Consider the following 17,060-nt stretch of genomic DNA (forward strand, 5'->3'; position numbering starts at 1 on the left):
ATGCCGACCCGTGTCGGCGCCGTGACGCCCGGAGAGCGACGAGGTTACGAGATGCCTCCCCGGGAACGCCCGGAGAGCGGGTGTGACACACCGTCGCGTATCTCCGGACGACCCGATTTCCCGGGGAGGCAGATCCTGTGTGGACCTCTCGTTCCACCAATGGTCCTCGTCCCCCCGTTCGGGTGTCAATACCCCACGACGAGAAATTCCAGGGATCGCCGCGCCGTATCCGCGTTATCTGCATGCACGCGTATCGAGCGCGTGCTCACGCGACCAGGAGTTCGATCTGCTCCCGGATCGTCTCGGCCTTCGGGAACCGGAGTCCGACCAGCCCGACGTGCCGCCACCGGACCACCCCGTCCGGCCCGATCACGAACACCGACCGGCGGAGCCCGATGCCGGGCGCCCGCACGCCGTACGCACGGATGACGTCCCCGGCGGTGTCGCTCAGCAGCGGGAAGGTGAGCGAGGATCCGCGGGCGAAGGCCTCGTGCGAGTCGAGCGCCTGCGGGCTGACGCCCCACACCACGGCGCCGAGGCCGCCGAAGTCATCGAGTTCCTCCTGGTAGCTGCAGAGCTGCGCCGTGCAGACCGGGGTCGCGTCGCCGGGGTAGAAGGCGAGGACGAGGGTCCGGCCGATCTCGGCGGAGAGCGAGTACTCGTCGTCGAGCCGGTTCCCGTCGCGTACGATCATGCCGGGCAGGGTGAAGCGCGGCGCGGGGTCGCCCACCTCGGGGATGCTCATGCCGCAACGCTAGGGCTGCGGGATCGGCGGTGCGCTGCGGCGCGCTGTGGGTTCCCCGTGGGTTCGCCGGACCGGGGTCGTGCGGGTCCACAGCATCGCCGACGCCCGAACGGGGGTGCCGCCCGTCGAAGTGACCTTCCACCCCGCCGCGCGCGACCACGGGTCAGCGGAACAACGCGGGGAACGCATGGGCCACCCACGGGTAGCCGACGAACACCGCGGCGTCGAGCAGGCAGTGCGTGATGACCAAGGGGAGCAGCCGGCCCCACTTCGTGTAGATCCATCCGAAGACGATGCCCATCACGGCGTTCCCGACGAAGGCGCCGAAGCCCTGGTACAGGTGGTAGCTCCCGCGCAGGACCGCGGTGGAGAGGATCACCTGCCAGCGCCCCCAGCCGAGGCCGCCGAGCCGTTCGTAGAGGTACCCGACGACGATCACCTCCTCCTGCAGCCCGGAGCGGATCGCCGAGAGCAGCAGGACCGGGATCGTCCACCAGTACGAGTCGAGCGCCGCCGGGTTCACGTTCACGGTGAACCCGAGCGCACGGCCGGTGAAGTAGAGCGCCAGCCCCGGGATCCCGATGCCGAGCGCGATCAGGGCCGCACCGCCGAGGTCGGGTCCGACCCGGAAGCGGTCGATGCCGAGGCGACCGAGGTGCGGTCGGGTCGTGCGCCAGAGCAGGAAGCACACCAGCGCGACCGGGGCCAGGTCGACGGCGATGCCCACGAGCTGCCGCGCGAGGTCGACGTACTGCACCGTGGTCGTCGACGTGTTGAGCGCGGTGGACTGCTGCCCGAGCGGTGTCGTCTGGGACAGGTCGTCGATGATCTGGAGCACCGAGTACAGCGCGCTGCCGCCGAGCGACAGCATCAGGACGATGGTGATCTCGACCCACGTTCGCCGACGGCTCATCGTCTGTACTCCTGTCGGTTGCGAACTACCGGTAGACTGGCGTGTCGGGCGTTCTGCCCGCGGGCGTGGCGCCGATGCTGCCGGCCCGACTCTTCCCAAGAAATTGAAGGATGTCCTGTATGGCGCTCGCCACCCGGTCCGACCTGCGCAACGTCGCCATCGTGGCACACGTCGACCACGGCAAGACCACCCTCGTCGACGCGATGCTCACGCAGACCAACTCGTTCGACGCCCACTTCGAGGGCGAAGACCGCATGATGGACTCGAACGACCTCGAGCGCGAGAAGGGCATCACGATCCTCGCGAAGAACACGTCGGTGCTCTACAACGGCAAGCACGCCAGTGAGTTCGGCGCGGGCGGTCCGATCACCATCAACGTGATCGACACCCCCGGCCACGCCGACTTCGGCGGTGAGGTCGAGCGCGGCCTCTCCATGGTCGACGGCGTCGTCCTGCTCGTCGACGCGTCCGAGGGCCCGCTGCCCCAGACCCGCTTCGTGCTCCGCAAGGCGCTCGCCGCCAAGCTCCCGGTGATCCTGCTCGTCAACAAGACGGACCGCCCCGACTCTCGAATCGACGAGGTCGTCTCCGAGTCGCAGGACCTGCTCCTCGGCCTGGCGTCCGACCTGTCGGACGAGGTCGACGACCTCGACCTCGACGCGATCCTCGACGTCCCCGTGGTGTACGCCTCGGGTCGTGCCGGTGCCGCCAGCCGCAACAAGCCGGCCGACGGCTCGCTGCCCGACAACGACGACCTCGAGCCGCTGTTCGAGGCGATCCTCCAGCACGTGCCTGCGCCGAAGTACGACGACGAGCACCCGCTGCAGGCCCACGTCACGAACCTCGACGCGTCGCCGTTCCTCGGTCGCCTCGCGCTGCTCCGCATCTTCCACGGCACGATGAAGAAGGGTCAGACGGTCGCGTGGGTCAAGCACGACGGCACCGTCCAGAACGCCCGCATCACCGAGCTCCTCATCACGAAGGCGCTCGAGCGCTACCCGGCCGAGTCGGCTGGCCCCGGTGACATCGTCGCCGTCGCCGGCTTCGACACGATCACCATCGGTGAGACGCTCACCGACCCCGAGGACGTCCGCCCGCTGCCGACCATCACGGTCGACGACCCGGCGATCTCCATGACGATCGGCACGAACACCTCGCCGCTCGTCGGCAAGGTCAAGGGCCACAAGCTCACCGCCCGCATGGTCAAGGAGCGCCTCGACCGCGAGCTCATCGGCAACGTCTCGCTCAAGGTCCTCGACATCGGTCGCCCGGACGCGTGGGAGGTCCAGGGCCGTGGTGAGCTCGCGCTCGCCATCCTGGTCGAGCAGATGCGTCGCGAGGGCTTCGAGCTCACCGTCGGCAAGCCGCAGGTCGTGACGAAGCGTGACGAGAACGGCAAGCTCCAGGAGCCCTACGAGCACATGACGATCGACACGCCGGAGGAGTACCTCGGCGCGATCACGCAGCTCATGGCGGCGCGCAAGGGCCGCATGGAGAACATGACGAACCACGGCACCGGCTGGGTGCGCATGGAGTTCATCGTCCCGTCGCGCGGCCTCATCGGCTTCCGCACGTCGTTCCTCACCGAGACCCGCGGCACCGGCATCGCCAACGCGATCTCGCACGGCTACGACGACTGGGCCGGCGCGATCCAGACCCGCATCAACGGTTCGATCGTCTCCGACCGCTCGGGTGTCGTCACGCCGTTCGCCATCACGAACCTGCAGGAGCGGATGACGTTCTTCGTCAACCCCACCGAAGAGGTCTACGAGGGCATGGTCATCGGCGAGAACTCGCGCGCCGACGACATGGACGTGAACATCACCAAGGAGAAGAAGCTCACGAACATGCGGTCGGCCAACGCCGACACGTTCGAGTCGATGACGCCGTCGCGTCAGCTCTCGCTCGAGGAATGCCTCGAGTTCGCGCGTGAGGACGAGTGCGTCGAGGTCACCCCCGACGCCGTGCGCATCCGCAAGGTCGAGCTCGACGCGCAGGCCCGCCAGCGCTCGTACGCTCGCCTGAAGCGTCAGGACGCGTAAGCGACAGCCGGGAGGCACGCCCTCCACCACCGGCCCGGTCACCTCATCGAGGTGGCCGGGCCGGTGTCGGTTGTAGCGTGGGGCGCGTGACTCTCGACCTCCTCTCGCTGTACCAGGACCTCCACGCCCACCCCGAGCTCGGCTTCCAGGAGCACCGCACCGCCGGCATCGTCGCCGACCGGCTCGCGGAGATCGGTGGGATCGACGTGACCACGGGCGTCGGCGGCACGGGTGTCGTCGGCGTGCTCGCGAACGGCGAGGGGCCCGTCGTGTGGCTCCGCGCGGACATGGACGGGCTGCCCGTGCAGGAGCGCACCGGCCTGCCCTACGCCAGCGAGCACCACGGCACCGACGAGGACGGCAACGACGTGCCGACCATGCACGCGTGCGGGCACGACATCCACGTGACGTGGCTGCTCGGCACGCTCGAGCGGCTCGCCGCCACCACGACCGACTGGCACGGCACCGTCGTCGCCGTGTTCCAGCCCGCCGAAGAGGTCATCTCGGGCGCGCGGGCCATGATCGAGGACGGCCTGGTCGACCGCTTCCCGAAGCCCGACGTCGTGCTCGGCCAGCACTCCGCACCGGCGCCGGTCGGCATCGTGGCGGTCGGCAGCGGCCCGGTGATGGCGTCGAGCGACCGCCTCACCGTCACGTTCAACGGTCGCGGTGCGCACGGTTCCGCGCCGCAGGCCTCGCTCGACCCGGTCGTCACCGCTGCGTCGGCCGTCGTCCGCCTGCAGACCGTCGTGTCCCGCGAGGTCTCGCCGAGCGACGCCGGCGTCGTCACCGTCGGCAGCTTCCACGCCGGCACCCGGGCGAACATCATCCCCGACGAGGCCGTCATCGAGATCTCCACCCGCGCCCGCAACGAGGAGACCCGCGCGCGGATCATCGGGTCGATCGAGCGCATCGTCCGCGCCGAGAGCGAGGCCGGTGGGCTGTCGGCGCCGACGATCACCCGCGCGCCGGGTGCCGAGGTGACCGTGAACGACGCCGAGGCCGCCGCGACCGTCCTCCACGCGATCCGTGCCGAGGTCCCCGGTGCCCGCGACCTCGAGATCGGGCTCGCGATGGCGTCGGAGGACGTCGGGCAGCTCGCCACCGCCGCGGGGGCGCCGCTCGTGTACTGGTTCACCGGCATCACGGACCCGGAGCTCTTCCGTCGTGGCGAGGACATCCCGAGCAACCACTCGCCGTTCTACGCACCGCAGGCCGAGACCGCGATCCCGGTCGGCGTCGACGCGTTCGTGGCAGCGACCCGCGCCTACGTCGCCTGACCCGTCGTGCCGGCCGCGAGGCGGGGGCGGGCCGACGGTGGTGAGCGGCGACCAGCCGTCCACGTGACGTTCCCAGGGGACTCACGCCGCGCCTCCCGGCTGGCCCCCTAGGGTGCTGCGCATGCGCACCACCACCCGCACCCTGATCGCCGCTGTCGCTGCGGGCATCACGCTCGCCGGCCTGGCCGGCTGCTCGACCGACGCGGTCAAGCAGGCCACCGACCTGGGGTCCTCGGTCGCGTCGAGCGTCGCCGAGGGCGTGCAGGGCATCGACGGCAAGGCGATCCAGGACGGCATGTCCTCGGTCGCCGGCGGCATCGACGGCGCGCTCGACACGGCGCTCGAGGGCACCGACGTGACCTCGGACGGCAAGGTCCCGGACGGGTTCCCGTCGAAGGACGTCCCGCTCGTCGACGGCACCGTGCTCGGTGGCGGCGCCGGGCCGAACGGCTCCGGGTGGGTGACCCAGGTCCGTGCGGCGTCGGTGGACGACTTCGCAGTCGCCGACCAGCAGCTGACCGACGCCGGGTTCACCGAGTCCGCCAAGCGCGCCGACTCGTCGAGCGCCTTCGGGATGTTCCGGAGCGACGCCTACCGGGTCGTGCTGACCTTCTCGGACGGGCAGGACGGCGTCACCGCGACCTACATCGTGACGCCCCGCTAGCCCGTACGCTTGGACGCGATGTCGAAGGTCCCCGCAACCCGCCCCGAGCGCGTCCTGTTCGTGCATGCCCACCCCGACGACGAGACGCTCGCGTCGGGCGGGACGATCGCGACCCTGCTCGAGCTCGGCGCCGACGTGACGGTGCTGACGGCCACCCGTGGCGAGCGCGGGGAGATGCTCACCGCGTCGCTCGCGCCCCTGTACGGCGACGGTCCGCGCGTCGCAGCCCACCGCGAGACCGAGATCGCCGGGGCGCTCGCTGCCCTCGGCGGGCCGCGGCACCTGTGGCTCGGCGGAACGGGCGCGCGTCCGACCGACCTGCCCGAGCGCCGCTACACCGACTCCGGCATGCAGTGGGGACCCGACGGGCGGGCGATCGCCGCCGACGACGCCCCCGCCGACTCGCTGACCGCGGCCGACCTCGGCGAGGTCGTCGACGACATCCGCGCCGCGATCCGGTCGACCGGGGCCGACGCGGTCGTGAGCTACGACGACGACGGCGGGTACGGCCACCCCGACCACGTCCGCGTCCACCACGCCGCGCGGTACGCCGCACGCGCCGAGGAGCTGCCGTTCTCGATGATCGTCGACCCGGCCACGACCGAGCCGGACGTCACCGTCGACGTGATCCCGGTGCGGGCGAAGGTCCGGGCCGCGGTCGAGCAGTACCGGTCGCAGGTGACCGTCGACCCGGTCGACCCCGCCGACCCCACGGCCCTGTCGTGGGTGATGCCGCACGGTGCCCGCCACCCGGCTCCCGCCGTCGAGGCGTTCCGGCACGCCGACGCACCCGTCGCCCCGGCGCCGCAGACCTACGCCGAGATGTCCCGGCAGGGCAAGGTGACGGCGGTCGTCGTCGCCCTCGTGCTCGGGCTCGTCGCGGGTGGCCTCGGGACGGTCACGCACCAGCAGACCCTCGGCGCGTTCCCGATCGGGATGCTGCTGACCACACTCGTCGTCGTCGGACTGACCGTGGGCCTCCGGCTGCTGTACCGCTCGCGGGCGATGGTCGCCGCGGTCGGGATCGGCGTCATCGTCGCGACGCAGGTGCTCGTCTCGGTCGGCGGGCAGAGCTCTCCGCTCGTGCTGGCGAACACGGCCGGGTACGTGTGGACGTTCGGGCCCGCCGTGATCGCGGCGCTCGTGCTGGCGTGGCCGGACCTGTCGGGGGTGCGGGCGGCTGCGACTGCGGCGCGTGCCGACGCTGCCGCCCCGCGGTCAGGGGCGCCCGCCCGTCGCGAGTAGACTCGACAACGCTCAGTCCGAAGGGAGCACCCCAGCCGTGACGTACGTGATCGCCCAGCCCTGTGTCGACGTCAAGGACCGCGCCTGCATCGATGAATGCCCGGTCGACTGCATCTACGAGGGCGACCGCTCCCTGTACATCCACCCGGACGAGTGCGTCGACTGCGGTGCCTGCGAGCCCGTCTGCCCGGTGGAGGCGATCTACTACGAGGACGACCTCCCCGAGGAGTGGGCCGACTACTACAAGGCCAACGTCGAGTTCTTCGAAGAGGTCGGCTCGCCCGGCGGTGCCGCGAAGGTCGGCGTGATCCACAAGGACCACCCGGTCGTCCTGGCCGAACCGCCCCGCGGCTGACGCGGAGCACGCACGTGGCGCTCGACCTCCCCGACTTCCCCTGGGACCAGCTGGTCCCGTTCAAGCAGCAGGCAGCGGCGCACGAAGGCGGCATCGTCGACCTCAGCGTCGGCTCACCGGTCGACCCGACGCCGGCCGTCATCCGCGCGGCACTGTCCGAGGCGACCGACGCGCACGCCTACCCGCAGGTCGCTGGCACCCCGGCGCTGCGCGAGGCCATCGCCGCCTGGTACGGCCGACGGCACGGCGTCCGATTGACCGGGGCGAACACGCTGCCCACGATCGGCTCGAAGGAGTTCATCGCCGGGCTCGCGCTCTGGCTCGGCATCCGCGCCGGAGACACCGTCGTCTTCCCCGAGGCGGCGTACCCGACGTACGAACTCGGTGCCGCCCTCGTCGGCGCCGACGCCCTCGCCGCCGACGACCCGGCTGCCTGGCCCGACACGACGAAGCTCGTGTGGCTGAACTCGCCGGGCAACCCGGACGGCCGCGTGCTGTCCGTCGACGAACTCCGCGCCGCTGTCGCCCGTGCACGGGAGCTCGGCGCCGTGATCGTGGGCGACGAGTGCTACGCCGAACTCGGCTGGGAAGCGCCGTACGACACCGAGCCGACCCCGACCATCCTCGACCCCCGCGTCGTCGGTGACTCGCTCGACGGCGTGCTCAGCGTGTACTCACTGTCGAAGCAGTCGAACCTCGCCGGGTACCGCGCCGCCTTCGTCGCAGGCGACGCCGCGGTCCTCGCCGACGTGCTCGCCGTCCGCAAGCACACCGGCATGATGCCGCCCCTGCCGGTCCAGCAGGCCATGATCGTCGCCCTCGCCGACGAGTCGCACGTGCAGCAGCAGAAGGTGTTGTACCGCGCGCGTCGGAACATGCTCCGACGGGCACTCGAAGGAGCCGGTTTCCGGGTCGACCGAAGCGAGGCGGGCCTGTACCTCTGGGCGACCCGCGGCGAGCCGGCGCTCGACACCGTCGCCTGGCTGGCGGAGCACGGCATCCTGGTGGCGCCCGGCACGTTCTACGGCACGGCGGGGGAGCAGCACGTCCGAGTGGCCCTGACCGCGACGGACGAGCGGATCGCTGCGGCCGCGTCGAGGCTGGTCGCCGTCACGCGCCAGCGGGGCGCTGAGTGATCGCAACGCATCGCACGCATTCTGAAATGTAACGTCCAGTATTTCTCCACCAGGATGGTGTCGCCGCACAAGCGGCACCTACCAAGGAGATCCCATGCGCAAGTCCCTCATCGGCACCTCGGCCCTGCTCGGCCTCGGCCTCGTGCTCAGCCCCGTCGCCGCGAACGCTGCGACCCCCGCGCCCGCGCCGGTCGCGTCCCAGGCGGCAGCGACGGTCGAGTCCCCCACGGACCTGACGTCCTACACGCAGCAGCTCGCTGCCTACAACGGTGCCCTCACCCAGAAGATCAAGGTCCAGGGTCTGCCGGGCGCGACGATCAACTACTCGGTGAACGGCGTCGTCCAGACGAAGCAGGCGAACGCCAAGGGCATCGCGAAGTTCACCGTCGAGTTCGTGCAGGGCAAGAACGACATCACGGTCAGCCAGATCACGGCCGACGGCTTCTCCGCCCCGCGTTCGTTCCAGTACGACTTCAGCCGCTGATCGGTGGCGACGCCCCGCATCGAACGCGATGCGGGGCGTTGCCCGGGCACCGCAAGCGTTGGTTCGCACCACATCCGCAGCCACCCTGTGTGCACACCCTCCACACGGCGCGATTAGGCTGTCCTCGTGACTGACACTGCCAACGACGCTCAGAAGACGGCCACACCGCCCACCACGCCCGTCCCCGTGAGTCCCGCCGCCGAGCAGACGATCGAGACCGCGACGCTGACGTACCCGGGCGGCACCGCGGAGTTCCCGATCCTGCCGAGCGTCGACGGCGCGTCGACCGTCGACATCTCGACGTTCAAGAAGCAGACGGGCATGAACACGCTCGACTACGGCTTCGTGAACACCGGCTCGACGAAGAGCGCGATCACCTACATCGACGGCGACCAGGGCATCCTGCGCTACCGCGGGTACCCGATCGACCAGGTCGCCTCGAACTGCACCTTCCTCGAGGTCGCCTGGCTGCTCATCTACGGCGAACTGCCCTCGGAGTCCGAGCTCGCCGACTTCGACGCCCGCATCCGCCGCCACACGCTCCTGCACGAGGACCTGCGTCGTCTGTTCGACGCCCTCCCGCACTCGGCCCACCCGATGTCCGTCCTCTCCAGCGCCGTCAGCGCCCTGTCGACCTACTACGAGGACGACATGGACGTCGACGATCCCGAGAAGGTCGAGCTGCAGACCGTCCGGCTGCTCGCGAAGCTGCCGGTCATCGCCGCCTACGCGCACAAGAAGTCGATCGGGCAGGCCTTCCTGTACCCGGACAACTCGCTGTCCTTCGTGGACAACTTCCTGCGCCTGAACTTCGGCACCATGGCCGAGACGTACCAGCCGAACCCGGTGCTGTCGAAGGCCCTCGACCGGCTGCTCATCCTGCACGAGGACCACGAGCAGAACGCCTCGACCGCCACGGTCCGCATGGTCGGGTCGACGAAGGCGAACATGTTCGCGTCGATCTCCGCCGGCATCAACGCCCTGTACGGTCCGCTGCACGGTGGTGCGAACGAGGCCGTCCTCGAGATGCTCCAGCAGATCAAGGACTCCGGCGAGCCCGTGCAGCGCTTCGTCGAGCGGGTGAAGAACAAGGAGCGCGGGGTGAAGCTCATGGGCTTCGGGCACCGCGTCTACAAGAACTACGACCCGCGCGCGAAGCTCGTGAAGGAGAGCGCGGACGAGGTCCTCGAGTCGCTCGGCGTGCAGGACGACCTGCTCGACATCGCGAAGGAACTCGAGCAGATCGCGCTCTCCGACGAGTACTTCGTCGAGCGCAAGCTCTACCCGAACGTCGACTTCTACACGGGCATCATCTACAAGGCGATGGGCTTCCCGCCGCGGATGTTCACGGTCCTGTTCGCGATCGGTCGTCTGCCGGGGTGGATTGCCCAGTGGCGTGAGCTCAACAACGACCCGCTCAACAAGATCGGCCGCCCGCAGCAGCTCTACGTCGGGTACCCGGAGCGCGACCTCCCGAAGCACTGACCCATCCTGAGTGCCCCGCCCCACGAATCCGTGGCGCGGGGCGCTCGTGCGTGTGCGCGGGCGGGCGCCTCGCGCTCGTCTGCGCGCCCCGCCGCGGGCCGCGAGCGGGCGATTTGTCGGGGTCGGGTGGCGGACGCACCGCGGTGTTCCGCCCGCTCGTCGTTCGCGGGCGGACGGGCCGGGGTCGAGCGGGCGAAGTACCTCGGTCGTGTTGGTGGCGCACGCCGGCATTCCGCCCGCTCGTCGCTTGCGGGGGCTGGCCGGGCGTGAGCGGGCGTATTCGCGCGGTCCGGTCGTGGGCGCACGCCGGTGTTCCGCCCGCTCGTCGCTTGCGGGCGGGCGGGACGGGGTCGAGCGGGCGAAGTGCCTCGGTCGCGTTGGTGGTGCACGCCGGTGTTCCGCCCGCTCGTCGCTTGCGGGGGCTGGCCGGGCGTGAGCGGGCGGATTCCCGCGGTCTGATCGTGGCGCACGCCGGTGTTCCGCCCGCTCGTCGTTCGCGGGCGGGCGGGCCGAGGTCGAGCGGGCGAATTGCCGGCGTCCGGTCGTGGGTGCACGCCGGTGTTCCGCCCGCTCGTCGCTTGCGGGCGCTGGCCGGGCGTGAGCGGGTGGATTCCCGTGGTCCGGTCGTGGGCGCACGCCGGCATTCCGCCCGCTCGTCGTTCGCCAGCTGGCGCGGGCAGGCGGGCGCGGGCGAGGCGAGCGGGCGAAGGCGCGGCGTCGGCTGGCGCACGCACTGCGGCCTTCCGCCCGCTCGCGGAAGGAAGGAAAGAAAGAAGGACGAACGGGCACGGCGCGAGCGGCAGCGCACGAGGCGCAACCGCTTGGAGGCGCGGCGCCGGTCTCTCCGACCGGCGCCGCGCCTCCAGGCGGCCGCGCTGCGCGCGGAGCGCCCCGCGTTACGCGTGCAGCGCGGTGTTGAGCTGGATGCCCTGCCCCTGGCGCTGGAGCGCCTCGACGGCGCCGGTGAGCGAGTTGCGGCGGAAGAGGATGTTCGGGGTGCCGGAGAGCTCCGCGGCCTTGACCGTCCTCGGGGTGCCGTCCGGGTTCGGCGCAGCGCCGACGAGGACGACCTTCGTGCCGGCCGTCACGTAGAGCCCGGCCTCGATCACGGAGTCGTCGCCGAGCGAGATGCCGAGGCCGGCGTTCGCCCCGAGGAGCGCACGCTCGCCGAGGGACACCCGGTGCGTGCCGCCGCCGGACAGCGTGCCCATGATGGACGCTCCGCCGCCGATGTCGGTGCCGTTGCCGACGACGACGCCCTGCGAGACGCGGCCCTCGATCATGGCGTCGCCGAGGGTGCCGGCGTTGAAGTTCACGAAACCCTCGTGCATGACGGTCGTGCCCGGTGCGAGGTGCGCGCCGAGGCGGACCCGGTTCGCGTCGCCGATGCGGACGCGGTCCGGCACGACGTAGTCGAGGAGCCGCGGGAACTTGTCGACGGCGTGCACGGCGATGCCGGCCCGCTGCAGACCCGGACGCAGGCGTGTGAGCGACTCGGGGTGCACGGGGCCGGCGTTCGTCCACGCGACGATCGGCAGGTGCGCGAAGACGCCGTCGAGGTTGATCTCGTTCGGGCGCACGTGCAGGTGGCTCAGCAGGTGCAGGCGGAGGTACGCGTCCTCGGTGCTGGACGGGGGCGCGTCGATCGTGACCTCGGTGGTGACGGCCTCGATGCGGACCTCGCGGCGCGGGTCGTCGGCCACGTGCGCGCGGAGCTCGGCGGGGAAGGCGGCGTCGGCCGGCAGCGCTCCGAGGTGCGTCTCCGGGTACCAGGTGTCGAGCGTCGTGCCGTCGGCGGCGATCGTCGCGAGGCCGTGGCCCCACGCGGTGGTCGGGCGGTCGGTGGCAGCGGTCGTGTCGGTCACCGCACCAGGGTACCCAGCGATGGGAGGCGACCACCCGTCCGTCCGGACGGGTCCGCCGGACGCGCACGGCGCCTCCAGGCCTGGAGGCACGGGTCCTGTGGACAGACCCGGCCCGTCCACAGGTGGTCGCCTCGGCGGTCTCCGCAAGGGCCGGCCGGTAGGCTGCGTCCATGCCGGAGCAGCTCGACCTCACCGCCTCGTCCATCGACATCACCCGTGCCATCTGCGACATCGAGTCGGTGTCCGGCAACGAGGGACCCCTCGCTGACGCGATCGAAGCGGCCCTGACGCCGCTCGCCCACCTCGAGGTGATCCGCGACGGCGACTCGATCGTCGCGCGGACGAACCTCGGCCGCGACCGTCGGGTCGTCATCGCGGGGCACATCGACACCGTCCCGCTCAACGGCAACCTGCCGACGGAGTTCCGGACGACCGAGGACGGCACCGAGATCCTCTGGGGCCGTGGCACGGTCGACATGAAGGGCGGGTGCGCGGTCCAGCTGAAGCTCGCCCACGACCTGTCCGCGCCGAGCGTCGACGTGACCTGGGTGTTCTACGACCACGAAGAGGTGAGCGACTCGCTCAACGGTCTCGGTCGTCTGGCCCGGACGCGTCCCGAGCTCCTCGCCGGCGACTTCGCCATCCTGGGGGAGCCCTCGGGCGCGCAGATCGAGGGGGGCTGCAACGGCAACCTCCGCGCCGAGATCCGCACGTTCGGCAAGCGGTCGCACAGTGCCCGCAGCTGGATCGGCGACAACGCGATCCACAAGACCGCGCCGATCCTGGCGACGCTCGCGGCGTACGAGCCCCGCACGGTCACGGTCGACGGGCTCGAGTACCGCGAGGGCCTCAACGCCGTCGGCATCACGGGCGGCATCGCCGGCAACGTCATCCCCGACGAGGCGATGGTGCACGTGAACTACCGCTTCGCGCCGTCGCGCAGCGCCGACGAGGCCGTGGCGCACATCCGCGAGCTCTTCGACGGGTACGACGTGCAGATCGTCGACCTCGCGGCCGGCGCGCGTCCGGGCCTCGACGCGCCCCTCGCACAGGACTTCGTCGCGGCGGTCGGCGGTCCGGCGCCCCGCCCGAAGTACGGCTGGACCGACGTCGCCCGCTTCTCGGCGCTCGGTGTCCCCGCCGTGAACTACGGCCCCGGCGAGCCCGTGTTCGCCCACCACGACGACGAGCAGGTCCCCGTCGACCAGATCACCTCGGTCGAGGACGGTCTGCGTCGGTGGCTGACGGCCTGACCACGGCCGGGTCCACCCGGCTGAGCCCCGCCCGCGCCCGGTGGCACGCCCGCTACCGGGTGGTGCCGTGGTGGGTGCGGATCACGGTCGTCTACGTCCTCGCCCGGCTTGTCACGGGCGCGATGCTCTCCGCGTTCGCGAGCGTGCAGGCGGCGAACTCCTTCACCGTGCAGCACCCGTCGTACCTGTCGTTCGCGTCCATCTGGGACGGCGCCTGGTACCGGGTGATCGCGGCGAACGGGTACCCGTCGACCCTGCCGGTGGACGCCGCCGGTCACGTCACCGAGAACGCGTGGGCGTTCATGCCGGCGTACCCGTTCCTGGTGCGGGCGCTGATGGCGCTGACCGGGGCGTCGTTCGAGTTCGTCGCGGTCTCGGTCTCGCTGCTGTGCGGCTGGGGTGCGGCGCTGGTGTTCCGCCGGCTGATGGGGCGCTTCCTCGACCCGGCGCGTGCGACGTTCGCCACCGTGCTGTTCTGCGTCGCGCCGGTGTCCGCGATGTTCCAGGTCGCCTACGCCGAGTCGATGGGGCTGTTCCTGCTCCTCGTCGCGCTGCTGCTCATGGTCGACCGGCGCTGGTGGACGATGCTGCCCGTGGTGCTGCTGCTCGGGATGACCCGACCGACCGGGCTGGCCTTCGCGCTGCTCGTGGTGCTGTTCCTCGGCGCGTGGTTCGTCCGGCCGGCCTGGGTCCGGTCGTCCGAGCCCCTGACCGTCCGACGGTTCGTGCCGCCCGCCGTGGTCGCCGTCGTCTCTGGGGTGGTCGGGCTGGCCTGGCCGGCGATCGCCTGGGCGGTGACGGGGGTGCCGAAGGCCTACACGGACACCGAGCTGGCCTGGCGGTCGTCGTACATCGGCTGGAGGGAGCTCGTGCCCTTCGCGCCCTGGATCCAGGGCTTCGGGTGGTGGTTCCGCCAGCCGGCCGGCGGGATCCTGCTCGCCGTGGTCGTCGTCGGGTTCGCGGCGTTCGTCTTCCTGCCCGCTGCGCGCCGCATCGGGCTCGAGCTGCGGCTCTGGGGCGTCGCCTACCTCGTCTACCTGCTCGCGGTGTTCTTCCCGCAGTCGAGCACCTGGCGCATCCTGCTGCCGATCGCGCCGCTCCTCGGGATCGTGGCGCTGCCGCGGTCGCGGGTCTACCGGGTCGCCGTCGTGGTCGCCTGCATCGCCGCGCAGTGGGCGTGGCTGTACTTCTGCTGGTGGGTCGACGGCTACGACTGGACCCCGCCGTGATCGGCGTGGCCTGATACGACGGGCGCGTCGTCGCCCGGGCGCCACGCTGCGGCCGCGTTCACCATCGCGTTCACCGTCGCGATGAACGGCACCGCGAAGAACGCCCCGACGACGCCGGCGATCGTCGTGCCCGCGGTGACCCCGAGGACCACGCCGAGCGGGTGGACCTTGACGGCCTGACCGGTCAGGAACGGGTGCAGCACGTGGCTCTCGAGCTGCTGCACGAGCACGACGACGCCGAGCATGATCAGCGCCGTCACCCACCCGTTGAACACCAGCGCGATGAGGACGGCGACGATCCCGGCGACGATCGCGCCCACGACCGGGATGAACGCCCCGAGGAACACGATCACGCCGATCGGGACGGCGAGCGGCACCTGCAGGATGAGCGCCCCGATCACCACGCCGAGCGCATCGGTGACCGCGACGAGGAGCTGGATCCGGATGAAGCTGGTCAGCGTCTTCCACCCGGCGTGTCCGGCGACGTCGATGCGCGGGCGCGCACGACCGGGGAACAGCCGGACCACCCAGGCCCAGATCCGTGGTCCGTCGATGAGCACGAAGAGCGTCGTGAACACGATGATGAACAGGCCCTCGAACGCGTGCACCGCTCCCGAGCCTGCCTCTTGGAAGCCCGACAGGATCGACGAGGCGTGCGTCTGCAGGTAGTCGGTGCCGTCGGACACCCACCGGTTCACGTCACTCGCCGTGATGCCGAAGGGCTCGCTGTCGAGGAGTGACTGCAGCGACCGCACGCTGTGGTGCAGCCGGTGCTCGAGCGAGGGCAGGTCGTACCGGATCTGCGCGGTCACGATCAGTGCGAGACCGCCGATGGCCAGCACGATCGCGACGAAGCAGGACAGCACGGCGGTCCACTTCGGCCAGCGGTGGCGCTGCAGGAACGCCGACATCGGAGCGAGGAGTGCGCAGACGAGCAGGGCGACGAGGAACGGTACGACGATGTCCTGCAGCAGGACGACGAGGGCCACCACGACCGCGAGCAGGGCGCCGACGACCAGCAGTCGCCACGAGAACGCGCCGGCGATCCGCATCCCCGCAGGGACCGCGTCGTCGGTCGGAGCGGGCACTGCGGCCTCGTCCCGAGGGGTCCGGTTGCGCGTGGAGCGGATGTTCGGCATACGCCAAGGTGACCATTCCGAACCGCGAGAACGTCCCGATTCGCCACCCCCAACCTGGGCGGTTTCGCAGTTCCCCCATCGATACGAGATAATGGGCGTGCATGTACTGCACGAAAGGGGACATCTGATGGCAGCCATGAAGCCGAGGACCGGTGACGGGCCGATGGAGGCTGTTAAGGAGGGTCGACTCATCATCGTGCGGGTTCCGCTCGAAGGTGGAGGCCGCCTGGTCGTCTCGGTCAACGATGCCGAGGCCAAGGAACTCCACGACGCACTCGCTGAGGTCGTCTCGGCCTAGTACGTCGAAGCACCGAACGGAGAGCCCGGAACGCGTACGTTCCGGGCTTTCCGCCGTCCGGAGCCGGAGCTGGAGCCGAAGCCGGGACCCGAGCCCGAGCCCGAGCCCGAGTTCGAACCAGAGCCGGAGCCCGAACCAGTCCCGATGCCGACGCGGGGCCCGGTGTCGGCTGCGCACGGCATGATGGCGTCCGTGCCGAGGACCCACATGCCGATCCGTCGCGTCGAGGAGTTCTGCGACCCGCACCCGATGCCCCGTGACGTCTGGCCGGCGACCCTGGCCCCGGTGCGGCAGCTCCTCGACGAGGGGCTCGACCTCGACCCGGTGACGGTGTTCGTCGGGGAGAACGGCGTCGGCAAGTCGACCATCGTCGAGGCGATCGCGCTGCAGTTCGGCATGGGGCCCGAGGGCGGCGGGACCGGGTCGCAGCACTCGACGCGTCCGTCCGAGTCCTCCCTCTGCGAGCACATCGCCATCCGGAGGGACTTCGGCGCACCGCGGGGCGGGTTCTTCCTGCGGGCGGAGACCATGCACGGGTTCTTCACCTACCTCGAGGAACACCCGAACCGGTCACGACCCGAGCCGGTCTTCCACGAACGCAGCCACGGCGAGTCCTTCCTCGACTTCGTGATCGACCGGGCGCGGTGGCCCGGGTTGTGGATCCTCGACGAGCCGGAGTCCGCGTTGTCCTTCTCCGGCTGCCTGGCGCTCATCGGACTGCTGCAGTCGATCGTCGAGAGCGGCGTGGGGCAGGTCATCCTGTCGACGCACTCGCCCGTGCTCGCGGCCTTCCCCGGCGCGACCATCCACGAGGTCGGCGAGTGGGGCCTCCGTCGCACCGACTGGGCGGACCTCGACCTCGTGCGGCACCAGCGGTCGTTCCTCGAGTCGCCGGAGCGCTACCTGCGGCACCTGTCCTGACGCCCG

The 17,060-nt window shown here is 70.9% G+C and carries 16 protein-coding genes; 12 read left to right on the forward strand and 4 right to left on the reverse strand.

Annotation, left to right across the window (positions count from 1 at the left end; translation table 11 throughout):
* Positions 1-265: 265 nt before the first annotated feature.
* Together BIU96_RS11315 and BIU96_RS11320 are read right to left on the reverse strand one after the other, a co-directional pair.
* Positions 266-745, reverse strand: a complete 480-nt coding sequence (locus BIU96_RS11315; RefSeq protein ID WP_071292701.1) for a peroxiredoxin — start codon at positions 743-745, stop codon at positions 266-268.
* A 163-nt stretch (positions 746-908) separates the two neighbouring features.
* Entirely contained in the window at positions 909-1,658 is a 750-nt protein-coding gene (locus BIU96_RS11320; RefSeq protein WP_071292702.1) for a CPBP family intramembrane glutamic endopeptidase, read from the reverse strand.
* A 119-nt stretch (positions 1,659-1,777) separates the two neighbouring features.
* Here BIU96_RS11320 and typA point away from each other — a divergent pair, with 119 nt between their 5' ends.
* The 8 genes from typA (at position 1,778) to BIU96_RS11360 (ending at position 10,349) form a co-directional block, all read left to right on the forward strand.
* On the forward strand, positions 1,778-3,700 hold the full coding sequence (typA, locus tag BIU96_RS11325) for a translational GTPase TypA (protein WP_071292703.1): 1,923 nt from the start codon (positions 1,778-1,780) through the stop codon (positions 3,698-3,700).
* Between the two features lie 86 nt (positions 3,701-3,786).
* On the forward strand, positions 3,787-4,980 hold the full coding sequence (locus BIU96_RS11330) for an amidohydrolase (RefSeq protein ID WP_071292764.1): 1,194 nt from the start codon (positions 3,787-3,789) through the stop codon (positions 4,978-4,980).
* Between the two features lie 121 nt (positions 4,981-5,101).
* Positions 5,102-5,644, forward strand: coding sequence for a hypothetical protein (locus tag BIU96_RS19850; RefSeq protein ID WP_071292704.1), 543 nt, complete (start codon positions 5,102-5,104; stop codon positions 5,642-5,644).
* An 18-nt stretch (positions 5,645-5,662) separates the two neighbouring features.
* Complete coding sequence (locus BIU96_RS11340) at positions 5,663-6,889, forward strand: PIG-L deacetylase family protein (protein WP_071292705.1); 1,227 nt, start codon at positions 5,663-5,665, stop codon at positions 6,887-6,889.
* Positions 6,890-6,926: 37 nt separating this feature from the next.
* The gene (fdxA, locus tag BIU96_RS20090; protein ID WP_071292706.1) at positions 6,927-7,244 is read left to right on the forward strand and encodes a ferredoxin; all 318 of its coding nucleotides are present in this window, start codon (positions 6,927-6,929) and stop codon (positions 7,242-7,244) included.
* Positions 7,245-7,258: 14 nt separating this feature from the next.
* Positions 7,259-8,380, forward strand: a complete 1,122-nt coding sequence (gene dapC, locus BIU96_RS11350; protein WP_071292707.1) for a succinyldiaminopimelate transaminase — start codon at positions 7,259-7,261, stop codon at positions 8,378-8,380.
* 94 nt (positions 8,381-8,474) lie between these two features.
* The gene (locus BIU96_RS11355; protein ID WP_071292708.1) at positions 8,475-8,864 is read left to right on the forward strand and encodes a hypothetical protein; all 390 of its coding nucleotides are present in this window, start codon (positions 8,475-8,477) and stop codon (positions 8,862-8,864) included.
* Positions 8,865-9,050: 186 nt separating this feature from the next.
* Positions 9,051-10,349: a citrate synthase gene (locus BIU96_RS11360; RefSeq protein ID WP_083402831.1), complete on the forward strand. Its 1,299-nt coding sequence runs from the start codon at positions 9,051-9,053 to the stop codon at positions 10,347-10,349.
* 896 nt (positions 10,350-11,245) lie between these two features.
* On the opposite strand, the gene dapD is transcribed toward BIU96_RS11360, so the two are convergent.
* Positions 11,246-12,214, reverse strand: coding sequence for a 2,3,4,5-tetrahydropyridine-2,6-dicarboxylate N-succinyltransferase (gene dapD / locus BIU96_RS11365; protein ID WP_071292709.1), 969 nt, complete (start codon positions 12,212-12,214; stop codon positions 11,246-11,248).
* Positions 12,215-12,384: 170 nt separating this feature from the next.
* On the opposite strand from dapD, the gene dapE reads away from it, so the two are divergent.
* Both dapE and BIU96_RS11375 read left to right on the forward strand, forming a co-directional pair.
* Positions 12,385-13,467, forward strand: coding sequence for a succinyl-diaminopimelate desuccinylase (gene dapE, locus BIU96_RS11370; protein ID WP_071292710.1), 1,083 nt, complete (start codon positions 12,385-12,387; stop codon positions 13,465-13,467).
* Positions 13,452-14,696 carry a hypothetical protein gene (locus tag BIU96_RS11375; RefSeq protein WP_071292711.1) on the forward strand — a complete coding sequence of 415 codons (1,245 nt, stop codon included), beginning with the start codon at positions 13,452-13,454 and terminating at the stop codon, positions 14,694-14,696. Before dapE ends, BIU96_RS11375 begins: the two co-directional genes overlap by 16 nt.
* Here the strand turns inward: BIU96_RS11375 and BIU96_RS11380 are convergent.
* The gene (locus BIU96_RS11380) at positions 14,675-15,784 is read right to left on the reverse strand and encodes an AI-2E family transporter (RefSeq protein ID WP_175477527.1); all 1,110 of its coding nucleotides are present in this window, start codon (positions 15,782-15,784) and stop codon (positions 14,675-14,677) included. The two genes, BIU96_RS11375 and BIU96_RS11380, sit on opposite strands and share 22 nt — an antisense overlap.
* 178 nt (positions 15,785-15,962) lie before the next feature.
* Here BIU96_RS11380 and BIU96_RS11385 point away from each other — a divergent pair, with 178 nt between their 5' ends.
* Both BIU96_RS11385 and BIU96_RS11390 read left to right on the forward strand, forming a co-directional pair.
* Complete coding sequence (locus BIU96_RS11385) at positions 15,963-16,133, forward strand: DUF3117 domain-containing protein (protein WP_017887054.1); 171 nt, start codon at positions 15,963-15,965, stop codon at positions 16,131-16,133.
* Between the two features lie 192 nt (positions 16,134-16,325).
* Complete coding sequence (locus BIU96_RS11390; protein WP_083402841.1) at positions 16,326-17,054, forward strand: AAA family ATPase; 729 nt, start codon at positions 16,326-16,328, stop codon at positions 17,052-17,054.
* Positions 17,055-17,060: the final 6 nt, after the last annotated feature.

The organism is Curtobacterium sp. MCBA15_008, assembly GCF_001865065.1.
Taxonomy (GTDB): domain Bacteria; phylum Actinomycetota; class Actinomycetes; order Actinomycetales; family Microbacteriaceae; genus Curtobacterium.